This window comes from Altererythrobacter sp., from assembly GCF_050299635.1.
Classification (GTDB): Bacteria; Pseudomonadota; Alphaproteobacteria; order Sphingomonadales; family Sphingomonadaceae; genus Erythrobacter.
The window spans coordinates 59,024-79,332 of sequence record NZ_JBNKWF010000012.1 but is presented as its reverse complement, the minus strand read 5'-3'; the positions used below and the strand labels follow the sequence as shown (position 1 = coordinate 79,332).

Annotated in this window: 17 protein-coding genes; 11 read left to right on the top strand and 6 right to left on the bottom strand. The window is 60.7% G+C overall.

What is annotated here, in order from left to right; genetic code table 11:
• The first annotated feature begins 56 nt into the window (after nucleotides 1-56).
• The 3 genes from ACQY6C_RS08405 to ACQY6C_RS08395 are packed head-to-tail and all read left to right on the top strand — an operon-like array spanning nucleotide 57 to nucleotide 3,921.
• On the top strand, nucleotides 57-1,448 hold the full coding sequence (locus ACQY6C_RS08405) for a cryptochrome/photolyase family protein (protein ID WP_427967509.1): 1,392 nt from the start codon (nucleotides 57-59) through the stop codon (nucleotides 1,446-1,448).
• Nucleotides 1,449-1,486: 38 nt separating this feature from the next.
• Complete coding sequence (locus ACQY6C_RS08400; RefSeq protein WP_427967456.1) at nucleotides 1,487-2,728, top strand: class I SAM-dependent methyltransferase; 1,242 nt, start codon at nucleotides 1,487-1,489, stop codon at nucleotides 2,726-2,728.
• A 2-nt stretch (nucleotides 2,729-2,730) separates the two neighbouring features.
• Nucleotides 2,731-3,921, top strand: a complete 1,191-nt coding sequence (locus ACQY6C_RS08395; RefSeq protein WP_427967453.1) for a serine hydrolase domain-containing protein — start codon at nucleotides 2,731-2,733, stop codon at nucleotides 3,919-3,921.
• Between the two features lie 17 nt (nucleotides 3,922-3,938).
• On the opposite strand, the gene ACQY6C_RS08390 is transcribed toward ACQY6C_RS08395, so the two are convergent.
• The 3 genes from ACQY6C_RS08390 to purF all read right to left on the bottom strand — a co-directional run bounded on the left by ACQY6C_RS08390 (nucleotide 3,939) and on the right by purF (nucleotide 6,633).
• Nucleotides 3,939-4,286, bottom strand: coding sequence for a PilZ domain-containing protein (locus ACQY6C_RS08390; protein ID WP_427967450.1), 348 nt, complete (start codon nucleotides 4,284-4,286; stop codon nucleotides 3,939-3,941).
• Between the two features lie 146 nt (nucleotides 4,287-4,432).
• Nucleotides 4,433-5,161 (bottom strand): SDR family NAD(P)-dependent oxidoreductase, encoded by a 729-nt coding sequence (locus ACQY6C_RS08385; protein WP_427967448.1) that lies wholly within the window; start codon nucleotides 5,159-5,161, stop codon nucleotides 4,433-4,435.
• A complete protein-coding gene (purF, locus tag ACQY6C_RS08380; RefSeq protein WP_427967445.1) occupies nucleotides 5,161-6,633 on the bottom strand; it encodes an amidophosphoribosyltransferase in 1,473 nt (490 codons plus the stop codon). Before purF ends, ACQY6C_RS08385 begins: the two co-directional genes overlap by 1 nt.
• A gap of 180 nt (nucleotides 6,634-6,813) precedes the next feature.
• Between purF and ACQY6C_RS08375 the strand changes: the two genes are divergently transcribed.
• The 8 genes from ACQY6C_RS08375 to ACQY6C_RS08340 all read left to right on the top strand — a co-directional run bounded on the left by ACQY6C_RS08375 (nucleotide 6,814) and on the right by ACQY6C_RS08340 (nucleotide 16,394).
• Nucleotides 6,814-8,055: a lipoprotein-releasing ABC transporter permease subunit gene (locus ACQY6C_RS08375; protein ID WP_427967506.1), complete on the top strand. Its 1,242-nt coding sequence runs from the start codon at nucleotides 6,814-6,816 to the stop codon at nucleotides 8,053-8,055.
• Nucleotides 8,048-8,734 carry an ABC transporter ATP-binding protein gene (locus tag ACQY6C_RS08370; protein ID WP_427967442.1) on the top strand — a complete coding sequence of 229 codons (687 nt, stop codon included), beginning with the start codon at nucleotides 8,048-8,050 and terminating at the stop codon, nucleotides 8,732-8,734. The genes ACQY6C_RS08375 and ACQY6C_RS08370 overlap by 8 nt, the downstream gene beginning before the upstream one ends.
• 46 nt (nucleotides 8,735-8,780) lie before the next feature.
• On the top strand, nucleotides 8,781-9,056 hold the full coding sequence (locus tag ACQY6C_RS08365) for a hypothetical protein (RefSeq protein WP_427967439.1): 276 nt from the start codon (nucleotides 8,781-8,783) through the stop codon (nucleotides 9,054-9,056).
• A gap of 109 nt (nucleotides 9,057-9,165) precedes the next feature.
• A complete protein-coding gene (locus tag ACQY6C_RS08360) occupies nucleotides 9,166-9,699 on the top strand; it encodes a hypothetical protein (RefSeq protein WP_427967437.1) in 534 nt (177 codons plus the stop codon).
• The gene (locus tag ACQY6C_RS08355; RefSeq protein ID WP_427967434.1) at nucleotides 9,696-10,175 is read left to right on the top strand and encodes a glutathione peroxidase; all 480 of its coding nucleotides are present in this window, start codon (nucleotides 9,696-9,698) and stop codon (nucleotides 10,173-10,175) included. The genes ACQY6C_RS08360 and ACQY6C_RS08355 overlap by 4 nt, the downstream gene beginning before the upstream one ends.
• A 487-nt stretch (nucleotides 10,176-10,662) precedes the next feature.
• The gene (gene dnaE, locus ACQY6C_RS08350) at nucleotides 10,663-14,247 is read left to right on the top strand and encodes a DNA polymerase III subunit alpha (protein WP_427967431.1); all 3,585 of its coding nucleotides are present in this window, start codon (nucleotides 10,663-10,665) and stop codon (nucleotides 14,245-14,247) included.
• Nucleotides 14,248-14,357: 110 nt separating this feature from the next.
• On the top strand, nucleotides 14,358-15,956 hold the full coding sequence (locus ACQY6C_RS08345; RefSeq protein WP_427967428.1) for a long-chain fatty acid--CoA ligase: 1,599 nt from the start codon (nucleotides 14,358-14,360) through the stop codon (nucleotides 15,954-15,956).
• 3 nt (nucleotides 15,957-15,959) lie between these two features.
• Nucleotides 15,960-16,394 carry a DUF1330 domain-containing protein gene (locus ACQY6C_RS08340; protein ID WP_427967425.1) on the top strand — a complete coding sequence of 145 codons (435 nt, stop codon included), beginning with the start codon at nucleotides 15,960-15,962 and terminating at the stop codon, nucleotides 16,392-16,394.
• A gap of 148 nt (nucleotides 16,395-16,542) precedes the next feature.
• On the opposite strand, the gene ACQY6C_RS08335 is transcribed toward ACQY6C_RS08340, so the two are convergent.
• From ACQY6C_RS08335 to ACQY6C_RS08325, 3 genes are all read right to left on the bottom strand, one after another.
• Entirely contained in the window at nucleotides 16,543-17,652 is a 1,110-nt protein-coding gene (locus ACQY6C_RS08335; protein WP_427967423.1) for a PA0069 family radical SAM protein, read from the bottom strand.
• Nucleotides 17,653-17,714: 62 nt separating this feature from the next.
• On the bottom strand, nucleotides 17,715-19,448 hold the full coding sequence (locus tag ACQY6C_RS08330) for a lytic transglycosylase domain-containing protein (RefSeq protein ID WP_427967421.1): 1,734 nt from the start codon (nucleotides 19,446-19,448) through the stop codon (nucleotides 17,715-17,717).
• A 32-nt stretch (nucleotides 19,449-19,480) separates the two neighbouring features.
• Nucleotides 19,481-20,230 (bottom strand): uracil-DNA glycosylase family protein, encoded by a 750-nt coding sequence (locus ACQY6C_RS08325; RefSeq protein ID WP_427967418.1) that lies wholly within the window; start codon nucleotides 20,228-20,230, stop codon nucleotides 19,481-19,483.
• Nucleotides 20,231-20,309: the final 79 nt, after the last annotated feature.

The following is a 20,309-nucleotide window of genomic DNA, read 5'->3' as shown; positions in this document are numbered from 1 at the left end:
GTTGCGCCAGAAGAAAGAACGGGGCTTCGACAAGCTCAGCCCGAACGGGGACTATGATGTCAGATGTGCAACTGGTCTGGCTGCGGCGCGATCTGCGGATGGCGGACAATCCCGCGCTCTATCATGCTGCCCAGCAGGGCCCGGTCGTCGCGGTCTATGTCCTCGATGACGATTGCGCCAAGGATCACGCCTATGGTGGCGCCTCGCGCTGGTGGCTGCACCATTCGCTCGACAGCCTGTCGCGCAGCTTCGGGAAACGCAGCGCGCGCATCATCCTGCGGCGCGGGGACGCGGTGGATCAGCTTTGCCGCATCGCCAAGGAGGTCGGGGCAAACACCGTCCACGCCAATCGGCATTACGAGCCGTGGTGGCGAAAAGCGCAGGGCGAGTTGAAGGAGCGGCTCGAGCTGAAGCTCCACGATGCGAATTGCTTGCTGCCGCCCGGCGCGGTAACGACGGGAGCGGGTGATCCCTACAAGATCTACACGCCCTTCTCGAAAGCCACGCTCCAGCAGCTTCCGCCGCGCGATGTGCTGCCCGAACCGGAAGTGCTGTCATCTCCCGACAATTGGCCTGCCAGTGACACTCTGGAAGACTGGAACCCGCTTCCCCGACACCCAGATTGGGCAGAGGGAATGCGCGACTTCTGGCGGGTCGGCGAAGATGCAGCGCAGGAACGCCTGCAATGGTGGGCAGACTGCGTCGATGATTATGACGAGGCGCGCAATCTGCCTTCGCTCGACCGGACAGCGCGCCTCTCTCCCCACCTGCATTTTGGCGAGATCAGCGCAGCGCAAGTGTGGCACGCGCTAAGTGGCAAAGGCTCGCAAGGCTGGTGCACCTTCCAGAAGGAACTGATCTGGCGCGACTATGCCCAGAATGTAATCTGCCAGTTCCCGGATTATGCAATCGAGAACCACCGCAGCGATTTCGATCTGCTCCAATGGCGCGACCCTGCCTCTGACGAACCTGCCGGGCGCGAGCTCAAGGCATGGCAGCAGGGCCGCACAGGCTACCCGATCGTCGATGCCGGAATGCGCCAGCTCTGGCAGACAGGCTGGATGCACAATCGCGTGCGGATGATCGCGGCCAGCTTCCTCATCAAGCATCTGCTGATCGACTGGCGGCACGGCGAACGCTGGTTTTGGGATACGCTGGTCGATGCTGACTACGCCAGCAATGCCGTGAACTGGCAATGGGTTGCCGGAACAGGTGTCGATTCGAACATGTTCGTGCGGATCATGGCGCCGCTGAGCCAGAGCGAGAAATTCGATGCGGCAGGCTATATCCGCACCTACGTGCCCGAGCTTGCGCATCTCGACGAAGCGCGGATCCACGATCCGGAGGTGCATGGCTGCAAGCCTCAAGACTATCCGGCCAAGTTGATCGGACACAGGGAAGGGCGCGAACGCGCACTCGCGGCCTATCGGGAATTGAAGGCCCGCTGAACTTGCCCGGCGCGGATTGGCGCGCCATATGGACCTGCATGGCGACACAGGGGTTTAATCGCGGAGGGCAATTGCTTAGCGGGGGGGACCGCTTTGCCCGCAAGCCGGGGCTGCTTGCCCGGCTCGTCTCACCCGGCTTCCGCAAGATCCTGGACCGGGTGGACGCAGGGCTGGAACGCGGTTCGCTGCTGGCGCATCTACCCGATGGCACCTCACGTCTGCTGGGCGGCCGTGCGCCGGGCGTCGAAGCCGAATTGACGCTGAAGGACTGGCGCGGATTGCTGCGCCTCGCCACCAGCGGCTCGGTCGGCTGGTATCAGGCCTGGGAAGCGGATGAGTGGGAAAGCCCAGACCTTGTCTCGGTTTTTGCGGTCGTTTCGCAAAACGCGGCTCCATTGGGCGATGTCGGCCGCGCGAAAGGGCCGTTCCGGCTTGCCGCGCATTTCGCCCATCGCTTCAACCGCAACAGCAAATCGGGCGCGCGCCGCAATATCCAGGCGCATTACGACCTCGGCAATGATTTCTACCGCGCGTGGCTCGACCCGACGATGACCTATTCATCGGCGCGCTTCGATGGCGGGGATGACCTGGAACAGGCGCAGCGCGCGAAATGGGAAGCACTCTCCAGGCGGATCGGTGAACCTGCGACGGTGCTGGAGATCGGTTGCGGCTGGGGGTCACTCGCCAATCATCTGCAGCAGCGCGGCGCGCAAGTGACCGCGATCAGCCTTTCCGACGAGCAGCTTGCATGGGCGCGCGAGAGCCAGCACCCCGGGATCGATTTCCGCAAACAGGACTATCGCGACACGTCTGGCCAGTTCGATGCCATTGTGAGCGTCGAGATGGTCGAAGCACTGGGCCGCGAATATTGGCCCACCTTCATGGATTGCGTCGCACGTAATCTGAAACCCGGTGGGCGCGCGGCAATCCAGTATATCTCGATGCAGGACGATCTGTTCGATGCCTATGCCGCCAGTGCCGACTTTATCCAGGCCTATGTCTTTCCCGGCGGCCTGCTGATCCGCTCCAGCGAGTTCCGCCAGCTTGCGGAAGAAAGGGGCCTTAGCTGGGAAGACGAGGACGGGTTCGGCCTGGACTACGCCACGACGCTCGCACAGTGGCGCAAGAATTTCGATGCCGCCGTAACCGAAGGACGGCTGCCCGATGGCTTCGATGACCGCTTTGTCGGCTTGTGGAGGTTCTACCTCGACTATTGCGAAGGCGGATTTCGTGGCGGTTCGATCAATGTGCACCAGGTGACGCTGGTCAAGAGAGGGTGACAATGCGTTTGATGAAGGGGCTGACCGCACTGACTGCGGTGATGGCTGTGACCGGCTGTTCGACGACCTATTACGGCGAAGAGGAGCCGCAGGCCAATCCGACCGAAGCCGTCACAAATGTTACCCCGCCGCAGCGCGATCCCGCCGACTTGCAGGTGCTGTTCTGGAATGATCAGCAACGCAACGCTCGCTTTCGCCGGATGGAGGACTGGTTCGCCGGCCTCGAAGTTGCGCCCGGTGTCGAACCGAGGAAACTGGCGCATGGTAAGCCACTTTCCCCAAAGATTGCGGCGCAAATCCGCAGTTTCATGAAGGAAACCAACGCTACAGGTGTGATGGTCCTTGAAGACGGCCAGTTGCGATTCGAGGAATACCGCCTTGGCTTCGACAAAAGCCAACGCTGGACGAGTTTTTCGGTCGCCAAGAGCTTTACCTCTACGCTGCTTGGTGCAGCGGTACGCGATGGTTTTATCACCAGCCTGCAAGACCCGGTGACGAAATATGTTCATGGACTGGTCGGATCAGCCTATGATGGCGTGACTGTCGAACAGCTTGCCACAATGACGTCGGGCGTGGCGTGGAACGAGGACTACACAGACCCGAACAGCGATGTCGCAGCGACGAATCACTTCGTCCTGGAATACGGCGCTGACGCCATTGTCACACAGATGCGCGGGCTCAAGCGCGAGGCAACCGCTGGCGAGAAGTGGGTTTACAAGACCGGCGAGACAAACCTGCTTGGATTGGTGGTTGAGAACGCAGTCGGCCTGCCGCTGGCTGAATACGCCAAGAGCAAGATCGTCGATCCTGCCGGCTTCGAAGGTGGCATGTTCTGGATGACCGATCCGCGTGGCGGCAATATTGGCGGGTGCTGCCTGTCGCTGAGGCTAAGCGACTACGCAAGGATGGGCCAGTTCGTTCTGGAAGGCGGGCCGGATGTTGTCCCCGATGGATGGTTTGCAAAGGCTGGCGGGCCTCAGGTCAGCTTTGGCAAGGGCTTCGGCTATGGCTATCAGTGGTGGACCTATCCCGACGGCAAATTCGGGGCGCAAGGCATCTTCGGCCAGGCCATAACTCTCGTGCCCGAGAAGAAGCTCGTGGCAGCAATCGTCAGCAATTGGCCAACCGCAAGCAGCAACGAAACCCGAAAAAGGTGGGTGAAACTGATCGAGAAGGTCGCCGCTTCGAACTAGGGCCTGCGGCCCGCGAATCAGACCGCGGCGCGATAGATCCCTGTGTTGCTGTAGCGCTGCAGGATGTTGTCGTGCACGATCGGGCTCAGCAGCTCATTGAATGCGCAACCGACAATGCAGTTTTCCCACCACACGACCTGCGCCTGAAGCGATTCCAGGCCGGGCAGGGTGAGCCAGCAGACCTGGCCTTCATGCATCCGGTTGATCGACGATGCCGAAAATCCGGAAATCGAAAGGTCCTGAACTACGGTCTGGAAGGCGCGTCCACCCGATGCACGCAAATTCGCCGGAATGGAGAGTTTGGTGCGCGGTGAACAACGATCTTCTTGAGCGGCGATGTGATAGCGGTCGTCTGTCGTCTGCATGATGACTAAACCCGGGTAAGGTGTTGAACGGTCCATGCTTCCGGCCCACTGCCCGAAAGGTGACGATCATAGTGGCGAATGCCGCTTTCCAACCGGTTCTGAAATGTGATTAGCGCGAAATTAACCACGCGCTCCAGATTTGCGCCTTAGTCGACCCGTTCGCGGTGCCCCGCGGAAAACCCGTCTTCGCAAAGAGTTGCGATCCGTGCCGCGACCTCTTCGGGCGGTTTGACCGTTGCCGGATCCTCTCCCGGATAGGCGCGGGCCCGCATTGCCGTACGGGTCGCGCCGGGATCGACGATCGCGACTCTGATACCGCTCAGCTTTTCGACTTCCTGGCCATAGGATTCGAGAATGTTCTCGAACGCGGCCTTGGTCGATCCATAGGCTGCCCAATAGGCGCGCGGCTTTTCCCCGACGCTGCTGGTGAGGCCAATCACCCGTGCCGCCTCGGCGCGCTTCAGCATCGCGTCAAATCCTGCAAGCAATGCCTGTGTCGCCAGGACATTGATCGTCATGGCCTGGTTGAACTGCTTCGGATCGATCTGCGTAACCGGTGTAAGCTGTGGCAAATATGCTGCTGAAATAACCAGGAAATCGAGCGCATCCCAACGCGAAGAAACGGCCGCAGCAAGCCGCGACACCGAATCGGACTCGGTCAGGTCTAGCGGGGCGATGGTCGACGTCCCGCCATCGGCATGGATCTGGTCTTCGACCTTCTCGAGCGCTTTGACGTCACGCGCCGTCAGCACCACATGCGCACCTGCCTTGGCGAGCGCCACTGCGGTCGCAGCGCCAATGCCTCGGCTCGCGCCTGTTACGAGTGCGAGTTTTCCGGCCAAAGGGCGGTCGTCTGTCGGATTCTGATTGGGCATTACGCTGCCTTGTGATCGGCGAAGGTCAGTTGGGCGGATTTGGACTCGCTTGTCGCAAGGTCAGTCAGCGAAGTCGGATAGTCGCCAGTGAAACATGCGTCGCAGAATTGCGGGCATTTTGCGTTGCGATCTTTCGCACCGACCGCACGGTAAAGGCCGTCGATCGACACGAAGGCAAGACTGTCAGCCTTGATGAACTCGCGCATCGGCTCGACTTCCATTCTCGCGGCAAGCAATTTGGCGCGCTCCGGCGTATCGACGCCATAGAAGCAGCTATGCGCTGTTGGCGGGCTTGCGACACGAAAATGCACTTCGCTGGCACCAGCTTCGCGCATCATCTCGACTATCTTCATCGAAGTGGTGCCGCGCACGATCGAATCGTCGATCAACACGATGCGCTTGCCCGCGACCAGGCTGCGGTTGGCATTATGCTTGCGCTTCACGCCCGAATGGCGCGCACCGTCGGAAGGCTGGATGAAGGTTCGCCCGACATAGTGCGAACGAATAATGCCCAGTTCAAACGGCACGCCCGATTGATGGGCATAGCCGATGGCAGCAGGAACGCCGCTGTCGGGAACGGGCACGACCAGATCCGCGTCGACCGGGCTTTCGATTGCGAGCTGCTCGCCGATGGCCTTGCGCGCAGCATAGACCGAGCGGTTGGCGAAGATCGAATCCGGGCGGCTGAAGTAAACGTGCTCGAAAATGCATGGACGCGGCTGATGCTTGCCAAAGGGGTGGATCGATTCGATCTTCCCGTCGAAATCGACCCGGATCAGCTCGCCCGGTTCGACCTCGCGAACGAATTCAGCGCCAACCACGTCGAAAGCGACCGTTTCACTGGCGAAAGCGACGGCATCGCCCATCTTGCCCATCACGAGCGGACGAATGCCGAGCGGATCGCGGCAACCGATCATCCCTTCGGGCGTCATCACGATCAGCGAATAGGCGCCTTCGACAAGGCGCAAGGCATCGATCAGCCGGTCGATCATCGTCGGATAGCGGCTCGTCGCAACCAGATGGATGATGACCTCTGTATCCGATGTCGACTGGAAGATCGCGCCATGGCGAACCAATTCGTTGCGGAGGGTCTGTGCGTTGGAGATATTGCCATTGTGGGCGACCGCAAACCCGCCGCTGGCCAGATCGGCAAACAGCGGCTGAACGTTTCGCAGGCCCGATCCGCCGGTGGTCGAATAGCGCACGTGACCGCCAGCCATGAAGCCGGGCAACTCGCCAATGGCTTCGGGCGTTGAAAAGTTTTCCGCAACATGGCCAAGCCCACGCCGCGAATAGAATTCCTGCCCGTCATAGCTTGTGATGCCGGCCGCTTCCTGGCCGCGATGCTGCAGAGCGTGGAGACCAAGCGCAGTAGCAGCCGCGGCATCGGCGGCGTTTATCACGCCGAACACGCCACATTCCTCTCGCAGCTTGTCGCCGGAAAGATCGATAAACGGATGGGTGCAATTCATGGCCGTGCCTGTCCGCTGCGCCGCGCCTCAACTTCGGGTGGTCCAATGGCGATGTTACAGGAGGATTACAAGGACCAATCGAGGCCTGAAGCTGTGCAGTCCCAAGGTTTTCGCATTGCACCGGCCTTGGCCGCACCCTACAGCCCCTGTTCACCTTCCCTTGAGCAGAGCAATCGCGTTTTGATCCTCTCACCTTTCGAATGGATGATAGCCAAACGCTACCTCCTTCCCGGCAAGGGGGAGGCGTTCATTGCGCTCGTCGCGGGTATCAGCGTGGGCGTTGTCATGCTCAGCGTCGCCATGCTGGTCGTGGTCATGAGCGTAATGAACGGATTTCGCGCCGAATTGCTGGACAAGATCGTGGGCCTCAACGGCCACGCGATAGTGCAGGCCTATGGCGGGCGACTGGATGATTGGGAGAACGTGCTCCAGGAAGTCCGCAAGACTCCCGGCGTGGTCGAAGCCTCCCCATTGATCGAGCAACCCTTGCTGACCACTTTCAACGGTCGGGTCGAAGCGATCCTGGTGCGCGGCAATACCAAGCAAGATATCGAGAAACTGGGTGACAAGGTGCTGCTCGGCAATATTGCGGAGCTTCAGCCAGGCAAGGGCAACGTCGCCATCGGATCGCGTCTCGCGCAGAATATCGGCGCGCGAGTCGGCGACACGATCACCATCATCAATCCGGCGGGCCGCTCGACCCCGTTCGGCACTGTTCCGAGGCAGATCGGCTACCACGTCTCGGCCATTTTCGAAGTCGGGATTTATGATTACGACCAGGCATTCGTCGTCATGCCGATGCAGGACGCGCAGACACTACTGCTGATCGGCGACACAGTCGGCATGATCGAAGTGAAGGTGGATGATCCCGATAATGTCGGAGAGATCCTCGCCCCGGTGCAGGAAACCCTCGCTGGACGAGCGGTTGTGTCCGACTGGAAGACGATAAACGCATCGCTGTTCGAAGCGCTGCAGGTCGAACGGGTCGCCATGTTCTTTGCTCTCAGCTTCATGGTGCTGGTGGCAGCTTTCAACATTCTCTCCAGTCTTGTCATGCTGGTGCGCGCCAAGACCCGCGACATAGCGATCATGCGCACAATGGGCGCCACGCGGCGCAGCCTGATGAAGATCTTTGTCACCACGGGTTTCACCGTCGGCGCAATCGGGACCGTGGCCGGGCTCGTGTTCGGCTTCTTGGTGCTGTTCTTCAGACAGCAGATCGTGCGAGTGATTGAAGTGGTGACAGGACAGAACCTGTGGGACCCTTCGATCCGCTTCCTCTCGACCTTGCCGGCAAGGACCGATCCGGTGGAGGTCACGGGCATAGTATTGCTGGCGCTCACGCTGAGCTTCCTCGCCACGCTATATCCCGCATGGAAAGCGGCCAGCACCGATCCGGTACAGGTGCTGCGTTATGAATGACGGCAGCATCACTCCCGTCGTCCGGCTGCGCGACCTGCGGCGCAGCTTCCAACAGGGCGATACTACGATCGAAGTGCTGCGCGGCGTCGATCTTGACGTCATGCCGGGCGAGATCGTGGCGCTGCTCGGTCCTTCGGGCACCGGCAAATCGACCATGTTGCAGGCTGTTGGCCTGCTGGAAGGCGGGTTTAGCGGCTCGATTGCGATTGCCGGTATCGAAGCGAGCGAACTTCCATCAGACCGCCGCACGCAGATTCGGCGCGAGCATCTGGGCTTCGTATATCAATTCCACCACCTCCTGCCCGATTTCAACGCGCTGGAAAACGTGGTGATGCCGCAGATGGTCGCCGGAGCTGACCGCGCAGATGCCGATCGGCGCGCGGAAGAGCTACTTACGGCGCTGGGGCTGGGGCACAGGATGGATCATAGGCCGAGCCAGCTTTCGGGCGGCGAACAACAGCGCGTTGCCGTGGCGCGCGCCCTGGCCAACCGACCTACGCTGGTGCTGGCGGATGAGCCGACCGGCAATCTGGACGAGCATACTTCCGACCGCGTTCTCAGCCAGTTTCTCGAACTGGTGCGGGGCGAGGGGAGCGCAGCTTTGGTCGCGACGCATAACGAGAGACTGGCCAACAGGATGGATCGCGTTGTCCGCCTCCACGAGGGCGTGCTAAGGTAACCTTGTCAGTCACCACCAATGTGGTTTGCAAGCGGGAGAGCACAGGATGAGCGATCACCCCAGCACATTCAGTGGCAAGGATATGTCCTCCGGTAAAATTGAATGGGGCGATGGCGCCTCATTGCATCTGGCCAATGATGGGGCGGGCGTCTTCGATGCCGCAAAGGCGCTGCGACGGGCGACGCTGGGCGAGTTGGTCCGATATGTCATGATGCTGCCCGATGCCGAACGCCGACGCTACACGATCCAGAAAAGCGGCGACCATCGACTCTGCTACAGCGAGATCGCGGCCCTTGCTGCACGCGATGATTATCCGGGCTAGGCAAGTCCTCGCACTCTCGTCGAATGCTGGGCGCCTCTGATCCGATAGGGATTGATCCCTTGAGGGATAGCGGCCTCTCTGTTCTCTCCGAAAATGGGGGGAAATGACCATGATCGCCACATTTGCATCGCTCCTGATCCTGCAGGCCGCCAGCGCGCAGCCGCAGCCTGCCTCTCCGCCTTCGCCGCCCAACGGCTGCACGGGCGAACACTATCGCGAATTCGACTTCTGGCTTGGCGAGTGGGATGTCTATCGCGCTGGGACGGAAACGCTGGTCGCGCATAGCCTTATCGAGAAGCTCTATGCGGGATGTGCAGTGCGGGAAAACTGGATGCCGCTGAAGGGTGCGGGCGGAGGCAGCCTCAACGGATACGATCCGCAGAGCGGCGGGTGGAAGCAGACCTGGATCGGCTCCTCGCCGGGTCCGGTCTATTTCACCGGCGGCGCGACTGACGGCAAGATGGTGTTGACCGGCAGGTGGAAGGGCTCAGGCCCGAAAGGTGAAGACGGGCTGACCCGCATGACCTATTCGAAGTTGCCCGATGGCGCAGTGCGCCAGCACGGAGAGTTTTCAGCGGATCACGGCCTGACGTGGCAAACCACATTCGACCTGATATACCGGCCCCACAAGGAGGGGCCATGACCACAATTGCCGATTTTACCGTCACCACCAATCGCGGTGAGGAACTCAACCTGGCAGAAAAGAAGGGCAAGGTCCTGCTGGTCGTCAATACCGCCAGCAAATGCGGCTTCACCCCGCAATATGACGGGCTCGAGAAACTATTCGAACAATATCAGGATCGCGGCTTCGAGGTACTTGGCTTCCCTTGCAATCAGTTCGGCGCGCAGGAGCCGGGCAATGCGGAAGAAATCGCCGAGTTCTGCAAACTCAATTTCGGCGTCACCTTCCCGCTGATGCAGAAGATCGACGTGAACGGCCCCGATGCCTCGCCGCTGTTCGACTGGATGAAGAGCGAAGCAAAGGGAATCATGGGCACCACCGCGATCAAGTGGAACTTCACCAAGTTCCTGATCGATCGCGAAGGCAATGTCGTGCGGCGCTATGCCCCCAACGACAAGCCCGAGCGCATCGCCAAGGATATCGAAAAGCTGCTGTGAAGGGCAGGGCGGACTGACGAGTCTGCTTTTGCCGATGTTCGAGCGAAAGCGGACTTATCGCTAACGACCCTAATTGCTGACATGACGCATTACACGCTGACTGCTAGTAAGAGCGCATGCCGAAGGTGAACTTCAATACGAAACTGTCGTTGGCCGCTTTGATTGTAGCCACAGTCATCCTTGATGTCGCTTTCGGCTGGATGATTTGGATGACCTTCGCTTTCTTTGGAGTACAGTTGGACACCTTCCTTGTAGCGGCGTTGTTCGTTCTCCCTCCGCTCGCGGCCACACTATACTGCGTCAATCGAGCTCTTGCTGTCCGCAGGGGTGAAAATCTGAGAGTTTGAACCACCGCTTTCACCCAATTCTGGCCACAATCCCGCAATCAGGCCCAACCCAAAATCAGTCACCCGTCAGTTCTCCAGCCTGTGGAGAATTAACCCGCGGAAACGCTTCCGAATCGCGCGCAATTTCCTAGATTGAGGGCATGGCCTACGCCCCTTTCGTACCGCTGCGTGTTCTCTCTTCCTACTCGATGCTCGAAGGAGCCATCGATCCCAAGGCGATTGCCAAGCTGGCAAAGGAGCGTGGCTTTCCTGCGATCGCGATTTGTGACCGCAACGGGCTCTATGGCGCGGTCATGTTTGCCAATGCCTGCATGGCTGAAGGTATCCAGCCTATCATAGGCTCCCTGCTGGGCGTGGCGCGCGATGAAGAGGGCAAGCAGGTCGATTACCTGCCGCTCTTCGCTCAGGACGAGGCGGGGTACGACAATTTGTGCCATCTCGTGTCGAAGGCTCACCTCGATCGCCCGCTGGAAATGGAGCCGCATGTCCAACTCGGCGCTCTCGAAGGCCACACCGATGGCTTGATCGCTCTCAGCGGAGCAGGTGAGGGTGCGCTGACACGGCTGTTGGCCGAGGGCCAGTCCAGCCACGCAGAAGCCATGTGCGACAGGCTGCAGGCATTGTTCCCCGACCGATTCTACATCGAACTCGCGCGCAATGGCGATCCGGTGGCAGAGCGAGCGGAAAAGGCGCTGATCGATCTCGCCTATGCGCGCAACCTGCCGCTTGTCGCCACCAACCCGGCCAATTTCGCCGAACCGCATATGTTCAAGGCGCATGACGCCATGCTGTGCATTGCCAATTCAACGCATATCGAGGCAGAGGATCGCCCCCGCACCAACCGCCAGGCATTCGTGAAATCAGCCCCGATGATGGACGAGGCTTTCGCGGACCTGCCCGAGGCGATGCGGAACACGCTGGTGATCGCCCAGCGCTGTGCCTATGCGCCGCCTTATCGCAAGCCGATTCTGCCCAGTCTTGCCGGTGACCTCGAAGGCGAAGCGCGGATGCTGGCGGAGGATGCGCGTGATGGTTTGGTCAAGCGCCTGGAGCCTTACTATCCAGAAACCGTTCGGGCTGAGCTTGTCGAAGCCCTGCACTTTGCTACAGCGGAGGCGCTCGAAGAAGCAGGACAGCCCTTCGACAAGCTCAGGGCGAACGGAATATTTGAGGAGGTTCTCGAGTACAAGAACCGGCTCGATTATGAAGTCGACATCATCGTCAAGATGGGCTTCCCCGGCTACTTCCTGATCGTTGCCGACTTCATCAAATGGGCCAAGGACAATGGCATTCCGGTGGGGCCGGGGCGTGGTTCGGGTGCGGGTTCGCTGGTTGCCTGGGCGCTGACCATCACCGATCTCGATCCGATCAAGCTGGGGCTGCTGTTCGAACGTTTCCTCAACCCCGAACGCGTTTCAATGCCGGACTTCGATATCGACTTCTGCGAAACGCGGCGCGGCGAAGTGATCCGCTATGTCCAGCAGAAATACGGGCACGACCACGTCGCGCAGATCATCACCTTCGGAAAGATGAAGGCCCGCGCAGTGCTGCGCGATTGCGGACGCATCCTGCAGATGAGCTACGGACATGTCGACCGGCTGTGCAAGATGGTTCCCAATCATCCGACCGATCCCTGGACGCTGCCGCGCGCGCTTAATGGCGCGGCGGACTTCAAGCGCGAGTATGACAACGATAATGAGGTGAAGCGCCTCGTCGATCTTGCGCTCGAGCTGGAGGGCCTGCCGCGCAATTCCTCGACCCATGCCGCAGGTGTGGTGATCGGTGACAGGCCGCTGGCGCAACTCGTCCCGCTATACCGCGATCCGCGATCGGACATGCCGGTGACACAATACGACATGAAGAATGTCGAGAGTTCCGGGCTGGTCAAATTCGACTTCCTCGGGCTCAAGACGCTGTCGGTGCTGCGCAAGGCGGTGGACCTGCTGGCGAAGCGCGAAATCGCAATTGACCTGTCGCAGCTCCCGCTTGACGATCCGGCTGTCTACGACTTGATGCAATCGGGCAATACGGTCGGCGTGTTCCAGCTGGAATCCGAAGGGATGCGGCGCACGCTGACAGCGGTGAAGCCAACCAATTTCGGCGACATCATCGCGCTCGTCTCGCTCTATCGGCCCGGCCCGATGGACAACATCCCGCTGTTCGGCCAGCGCAAGGCAGGCGAAGTGCCGATCGAATATCCGCATCCCAAGCTGGAAGGCATTCTCGCGGAGACCTACGGCATCTTCGTCTATCAGGAACAGGTGATGCAGGCCGCGCAGATACTGGCGGGCTACTCGCTCGGCGACGCGGACCTGTTGCGCCGCGCAATGGGCAAGAAGGTCCAGGCCGAGATGGACGCGCAGCGCCAGCGCTTCGTCGAAGGCTGCAAGGACGTGTCCGACATCGAGCCGAAACGAGCCAACGAGCTGTTCGACTTGATCGACAAGTTTGCGGGCTACGGCTTCAACAAATCGCACGCTGCCGCCTATGCTCTGCTCGCCTACCAGACGGGATGGCTCAAGGCGCATTACCCGGAAGAATTCTACGCCGCCTCGATGTGCTTCGATATGCACCAGTCGGAAAAGCTGGCCGCCTTCGTCGATGACGCACGCCGCTATCCCGGCCATGAAGGAGGGATTGAAGTCCTTCCGCCCGACATCAATGCATCGGAAGCGCGCTTCACCGTGGAACAGACCGACCACGGCTATGCCGTGCGCTATGCGCTCGCGGGAATCCGCAATGTCGGCGAAAAGGCGATGGAAGCGGTAGTGACGGAGCGCGAGAACGGAGGCGCTTTCGCCAGCCTGCAGGATCTGTGCGAACGCCTGCCGAAAGGCTCGATGAATTCGCGCCAGCTTGAAGGGCTGGCAGCGGCGGGCGCGCTCGACACGCTCGAACCGGATCGTGCAAAAGTGTTCGAGAATGCGGACATGCTGCTCGCGGTTGCCGATGCGGCGGAGCGTGAACGCAGCAGCGGGCAGGTCGCCTTGTTTGGCGGCGAAGCCGAAGCGGAAGACAGTCTTCGCCTCAAAGAAGTCGAACCCTGGTCGCGCATCGAAACCATGGCCCGCGAGCGCGAAAACTTCGGCTTCTACTTCTCGGCTCATCCGGTGCAGCAGTTCTGGACGCTCGCTTCGGCAAATGGCGCGCGCAGCTATCAGAGCCTGATGGAAGGCGGCACGACGCCGGGCGGCCGATCGTCTGCTGTCATGGCTGCCATGGTCGAGGGCTACAACAAGGGACGGACCAAACGCGGGGCCGATTTCATACGCGCCGATTTCTCCGACCAGACGGGCCAGTTCTCAGCCGCCTGCTTCGAAGAATCGCTGGTTCCCAAGTTCGAACAATGGGCCAAGGACGCCACCTGCCTGCTGCTCACGGTCGAGCTCGATTCGCCCAATCCCGGCGACGCTCCGCGCGTCACCGTGCGCGGTGCGCGCCCGCTGGACGAAGTTAAGGGCGGCACACCAATGATCCTCACGCTCGACGCGCTGAGCGTAGAAGCGCTGCGCGACCTGAAGCTGGAACTTGGCGCAGGCGAAGAGGGGCAGGGCGAAGTGATCGTGCGGCTCATGCTGCCCGATGGCGAAACGCCTCAACTTCGCCTTGGCCGCCAGTTCATGCTCGACGGCGATCTGGCCGAGCGGCTCGCCGCCATCGAAGGGCTGGAGAATGTCGAGCTCAAGCCGCTACGTGCCCGCGCCAACTTGCGCCTCGTCGCGTGATATTGCACTAGGTTCCTTCCTCCCCCGGAAATCACCCGCTTCAACCGATTGCCAAGCGTGCGCGGCAACGGCATGAATGGTGCAAAGAACAATTGAGGAGAGGAATTGCGATGCTCGGAGCCATGCAGGAATGGACCATGCGGGTGACGCATGTGATCGATCATGCGGCGCGCGAAGCCGGTACGCGCGAGATTGTGACCCGATGGGCCGATGGCAGCGAGACAAGAACCGATTGGGCCACGATCCGCACCGACGCCAAGAAGATGGCACAGGCGCTCTTGGCGATGGGCATCAGGAAGGGCGAGCGTGTCGCCAGCCTGGCGATGAACCACTCTCGCCACTTGGTCAGCTGGTATGGCGTCGCTGGGATGGGCGGGGTGCTGCACACGGTCAATCCGCGCCTGTTCGACGATCAGCTCGAATATATCGTCAACCACGCCGAAGACCGGGTGCTGTGCTACGACGCCGCGTTCCAACCAATCGTCGACCGGATGAAGTCCCGCTGGACAACAGTCGAGCACTATATCTGCTACGATTCCGGCGATCATTCGCCAGCTTTCGAAGACTGGATCGCAGAACAGGATGGCGATTTCGAATGGGTTTCCGGAGGCGAAACCGATCCCTGCATGATCTGCTACACCAGCGGAACGACGGGCAATCCCAAGGGCGTGCAATACGAACATCGTTCGACCGTGATGCACGCGCTTTCCGGCTTGCAGCCGAGCGCTTTCAATTTCAGCCCTTCCTCCGTGATGCTGCCGGTGGTGCCGATGTTCCACGCAGCCAGCTGGGGCCTGCCCTATGCCGGTGCGATGGCGGGCATCAAATTCGTCTTTTCGGCGGTCAACGATCCCGCGGTATTGCACGAGCTGATGCTGCGCGAAGGCGTGACCGACAGCGCGGGTGTGCCCACCGTCTGGCTCGCGCATTTCCAATATTGCGACAAGGAAGGCATCGATCTGCCTCCGCTCAAGGCCGCGACCATCGGCGGTTCCGCTGCGCCCAAGTTCATGATCGAGCGTCTGATGAAGAACGGCACGCGCGTCCAGCATGCCTGGGGCATGACGGAAACCTCACCAATCGGAACGGTTGGCGCACCGACCTGGAATTGGGACCAGCTCAGCTTCGACGAAAAGGTCGCAAAGACCATGAAGCAGGGCCGCCCGATCTTCGGCGTCGAGCTACGCACGGTCGATCTCGACGACATGGTCACCGAACTCCCGCGCGATGGAAAGTCCAGCGGCGCGCTGCAGATCCGGGGCCCGTGGATCATCAAGCGCTATTTCAAGGCCGAGCAGGATGCAGTGGGCAATGATGGCTGGTTCGACACTGGCGATGTCGGCATCATCCATCCCGACGGTACACTGCAACTGACCGACCGGACCAAGGACGTGATCAAATCGGGCGGTGAGTGGATCAGCTCGGTCGAACTCGAGAACGCAGCAGTCGGGCACCCGGCGATCTGCGAAGCGGCTGCCGTGGGCATCTATCATCCCAAATGGGACGAGCGGCCCGTGCTGTTCGTGGTCAAGAACGAAGGTGCAGAAGTGAGTGCCGAGGAAGTGACCGAGTTCCTCAAGGACAAGGTCGCCAAATGGTGGTTGCCCGACGCGGTCGAGTTCATCGACGAGATCCCTCACACCGCCACCGGCAAAATCAGCAAAAAGGATCTGCGCGACCAGTTTGCCGACTACAAGCTTGAGGTTTGAAGCATGAGTGACACCTTCATCGATCCGAGCCCGGCCAATTTCCAGGCTTTCAAGGACCTCCCGCGCGACGAGCCGATCCACATGCTCAACCTGCTGCTCTATCGCGACCAGGCCGAATATCCCGAGGGGCACGAACACCACGGCAATGGCTGGAGCGGCAGGCGCGCCTATGAGGAATATGGCCGCACCTCCGGCCCGATCTTCCAGCGCGTCGGCGGGCAGATCGTGTGGCGCGGGGCCTTCCAGTGCATGGTGACCGGACCGGAAGACATGCGCTGGGACGATGGCTTCGTGGCGCAATATCCCAATGCAGGCGCCTTCTTCGAAATGATCAAGAACCCGGACTACCAAAAGGCAGTGGTAAACCGCACGGCAGCACTGGTCGACAGTCGCTTGATACGCTTCAAGCCGGGCAAGGTCGGGGCGGGGTTCGGGTGACTAAGGTTCAGTTCTTGTATTTGCTGGCTGGCTGTTTCTTGGGATTGCTTGGCGGCTGGTATCTGCACGAAGTGATGGACATCGATGGCTGTCTTGATGCTGGTGGGCGCTGGAATTACCAACGCGGTTTCTGTGAAGGCCCTTCACCTTAAAAAAGTCGCAACTGCCCGCCCAGATCCGGCCGCCTGAATTGCGAGCAATCGAGCGGAAACTGGTCGCCCATGCGCTTGCGGTTCAGCCCTGATCGCTTGCAGGCGAGATTGAAGCGCGAACGGAATACGTCCGCCCATATGCCCTTGGGTTTCATCCGCGAGAAGAAGTTCGGATCATTGTCGCGCCCCGATCGGATCGAACGCACAATGCTCATGACCTTGCCCGCGCGGTCGGGGTAATGAACGCTCCGCCATTCGCGAAACAATGGTGAGAGCTCATGCGGCAACCGCAGCGGGATCCAGCTCGCCGAGCGAACGCCAACCGCCGCCGCGCGCTTGATGATCTCTTCCATAAACTCGTCCGTGATTGCGGGGATAACGGGCGCGACCGAGACATGCGATGGAATACCCGCTTCGACCAGTTTTCCAAGTGCTGCGAGTCGCTTGGCGGGCGAAGCTGCGCGCGGTTCGAGCTTGCCCGAGAGTTTCGGATCGAGCGTCGTGACGGAAATCGCCACTGCCACCAGATGATGCCGCGCCATCTCGGCCAGCAGTTCGAGGTCGTCGATCACGCGGTCAGACTTGGTGGTGATCGTCACCGGATGGCGCGCCTCCAGGCACAGCTCCAGCACTTGCCGCGTGATGCGATATTGGCGTTCGATCGGCTGGTAGGGATCGGTGTTGGTTCCCATCGCGATCGGGCGAGGGCGGTATTTTGGCTTTGCCAGCGTCGCGCGCAGCAATTCCGCCGCATTGGGCTTGGCAAACAGCTTTGTTTCGAAATCGAGCCCGGGCGAAAGGTCGTGATAGGCGTGGGTAGGCCGAGCGAAGCAATAGACGCAGCCATGTTCGCAACCGCGATAGGCGTTGATCGAACGGTCAAAGGGTATGTCGGGCGAAGTGTTGAAGCTAAGGATCGTCCTGGGGCGTTCCTCGGTCACCTGCGTGCGCAATTTTCCCGGCGGTGCTCCGTCCTCCCTGGCGAGCAGCTCCATATAGTCGCGCCAATCGCCATCGATTTCCCGCGCCGCCAGCCCGAATCGTGTCGGAACCTTGCCCGACTGGGCACCGCGCCCATGGATAGCGGAGGATGGGTTGCGTTCCATGATGAGAACATACACGGAACATTGAGTCGCGGAAAGTGGTCAGATCAAGCGCAGGAGTGCAATCAATTCTTCCGGCTCAAGTGAACGCTGTTCGATCCCGAAGCCTCGGGAAAGCCGGGCCAGCTACCCTGCGCAAGCGACAGCCGGGAGGGCGATTCCACGCCGGCCTGCCGTTCATACATCCAGTAATTACGCATCACGATCGCAACATAGGCACGCGTTTCCCAATAGGGGATCGATTCCATGTAAAGCAGCGGATCGTTCTGGTCGTTGATCTCGCTGTTCCAGCGAGAGATCGGCGCGAGCCCGGCGTTATAGGCGGCCATGATCTTGGGTAATTGCCCGCGCGTCGCGGCGCTATCGCGCAGCATTTCGAGATTGCGCTGCCCGAAAGCGAGATTGACCTCAGGATCGTTGAGATTGACATAGCGCGCGTTCATTTCGAGCCGACCGGCATGTTCGCGCACCGTAATCGGCGTGATCTGCATCAGCCCACGCGCCTTGGCCGGACTCAATGCCTTCGTGCGGAAATTCGATTCCTGAAGGGCATGCGCGAAAGCAAGCGCCGGATCGACATGCCAGCCGGTGGTCGGAGTCCACCTTGCGGTCGGATAACGCAGCGCCGGTTCGGACTTGCTGCCATAGGGCGCATGATACGCCATCCATAATTGCGTTTGCGGCATTCCCAACTCGCGCGCGAGCCGCGAAAGCGAGGAATATTCGGACGGGTTGCCGATCCGCGCCTGATGACGCAGGACTTCGTCGGCCAAATCGCTGCGACCGATCTCCGAAAGCTCGACCGCAACGCGCACATTGGGCTCGTTGCGCAATCGCTGCCAATCGGCATTGTCGAAGTCGGGCGCAGTGTGTCCCGCGGGGATATCCTGTCCACGCGCATCGAGCGCGAGCATTCCGTAAAGCGTCTCGTCAAACCGCGCAGCGGCCGCGAGATGCTTGTCTGCTTCGCCAGGCTTCCGACAGCGCGTCAACGCACGGCTGGCCCAGTAATGTGCCGCCGATGTCAGCTCGATGTTGGTCGATTGCGCGGCTGATCGTGCAAATGCGTTTGCGGACGTCTCGCAATCGCCGAGCCGCCAGGCGGCAAGGCCAGCAACCCATGCGCCTTCAGCTACCCATGCACCCGATCCGTCAGCGACGGACTGCGCCATGGCAAGTGCAGGAGCGTCCTGATTTTCGATGTAATAGCTCCAGGCGACACGCTGGCGCCATTCTGCGCGCGCTTCTGGGCTGAGGTTCGCATCGATCCCGTCGAGCAGAAGTCGGGCACCGTCGGGGTCGTCACCGCGGATATGCTCGAGAATCGAGGAACTGATGCTTTCCGGCATGGTCCCATCATCTACGCTGCGCGGAAGGATGCGTTTGGAAGAACCGGGCTGGCGCACGAGACTCTGCTCGCGCGGCAGCTCTGGCACGGCTTCCAACCCGCGTTTCAGGCCCAGACGTGCAAGCTGCTCCGCCTGCGGCAAGAGCGCCCCGTCTTCAAACCATTTCGCGATCTGCTCCGCACTGACCTTGGGGCTGGTGGCCGCCGTGTAATATTCGGCGCGCGCCACTTGGTGCAGCGGCCCATCCGAGCGCTCCTGCAGCAGTTTTTCGACCTTGTCCCATTGCTCGGCATCGATCGCGCGAAACAGATCAGTGTAATAGGCCTTGTCGGCATTGCTCAGGAGGCCCGGCACCACGCTGTCGGAAATCTTCGCGCGGAAATATTCGGCGCTGCTGTTGGCTGCGGCGGGAGAGGGCGCGGCTGCGGCAATCCCGGCCATCAGGGCCATAGCCGTCGTTCCAGCGCGCAATCGCCTCATTGCTAATCGTCCGTCCATTCAAGCCACCTGCGCCAGAACCGGGCCTTGAGCCTTGGCATTGCCAACAGGCTGTCGAGCCCCTCAGACGCCATCAGTGGTGTACTTCCCTTCTCATGGTTTATTTCGCGTAAAGATTTAGCGCCTTGCGCCGCATTGTGCCCCAAAAGCGGCAAGATGTTCGCCCCGAACGCAAGAATCTTCTCCGGACGGGCGAGCGCGATATGGTGAAGCAGGACTTCGCCATATCCTGCAGACAGGAGCGCTTCACCCCCGGCGAGCGGTGTATGACGGGGCAGGGCGGTGGCAAGATAGGTCTCTTCCTCGGCCACGCCCATCGCGCCAAGCATGCGCGAAAGCAGCCGCCCCTGCGGCCCGGAAAACAGGTGTTCTCGATCCTCCTCTTCGGGATCGACAGCCAGGATCATCAGTTTCGCGCCCGCTTCGCCACGCGGCGGGATGCGTCCGCGTGGACCGATCGCATCGAGTCCCGGCGCGGCAAGCCACCATTCGCGGAACGCGGCAAGATCCTGCGGCGGGTTCGGCCCAAGCAGATCGGCTTTTTTTGGAGCGACCGGTTGCACTTCCGCAGTCTTCGCCGTCGCCGGAGCCCGCACTTCCTCCTCGGCAACAGGTTCGGCCAGCCAATCCGTAACGTCATCGGAAAATTCGAGGTCGACGCCCGCATTGCGCCACCACTCAAACGCAGCGGCAATATCTGCGCCGCCTATCAAATTTCCGCCCGGTGTGTTCACGTTGCAGGTCTTGACCTTCCCCCGCGCAGCAATCAAGGCATGTGAGAGTTTTGGGCACCGATATTTCTGAGGGACGATG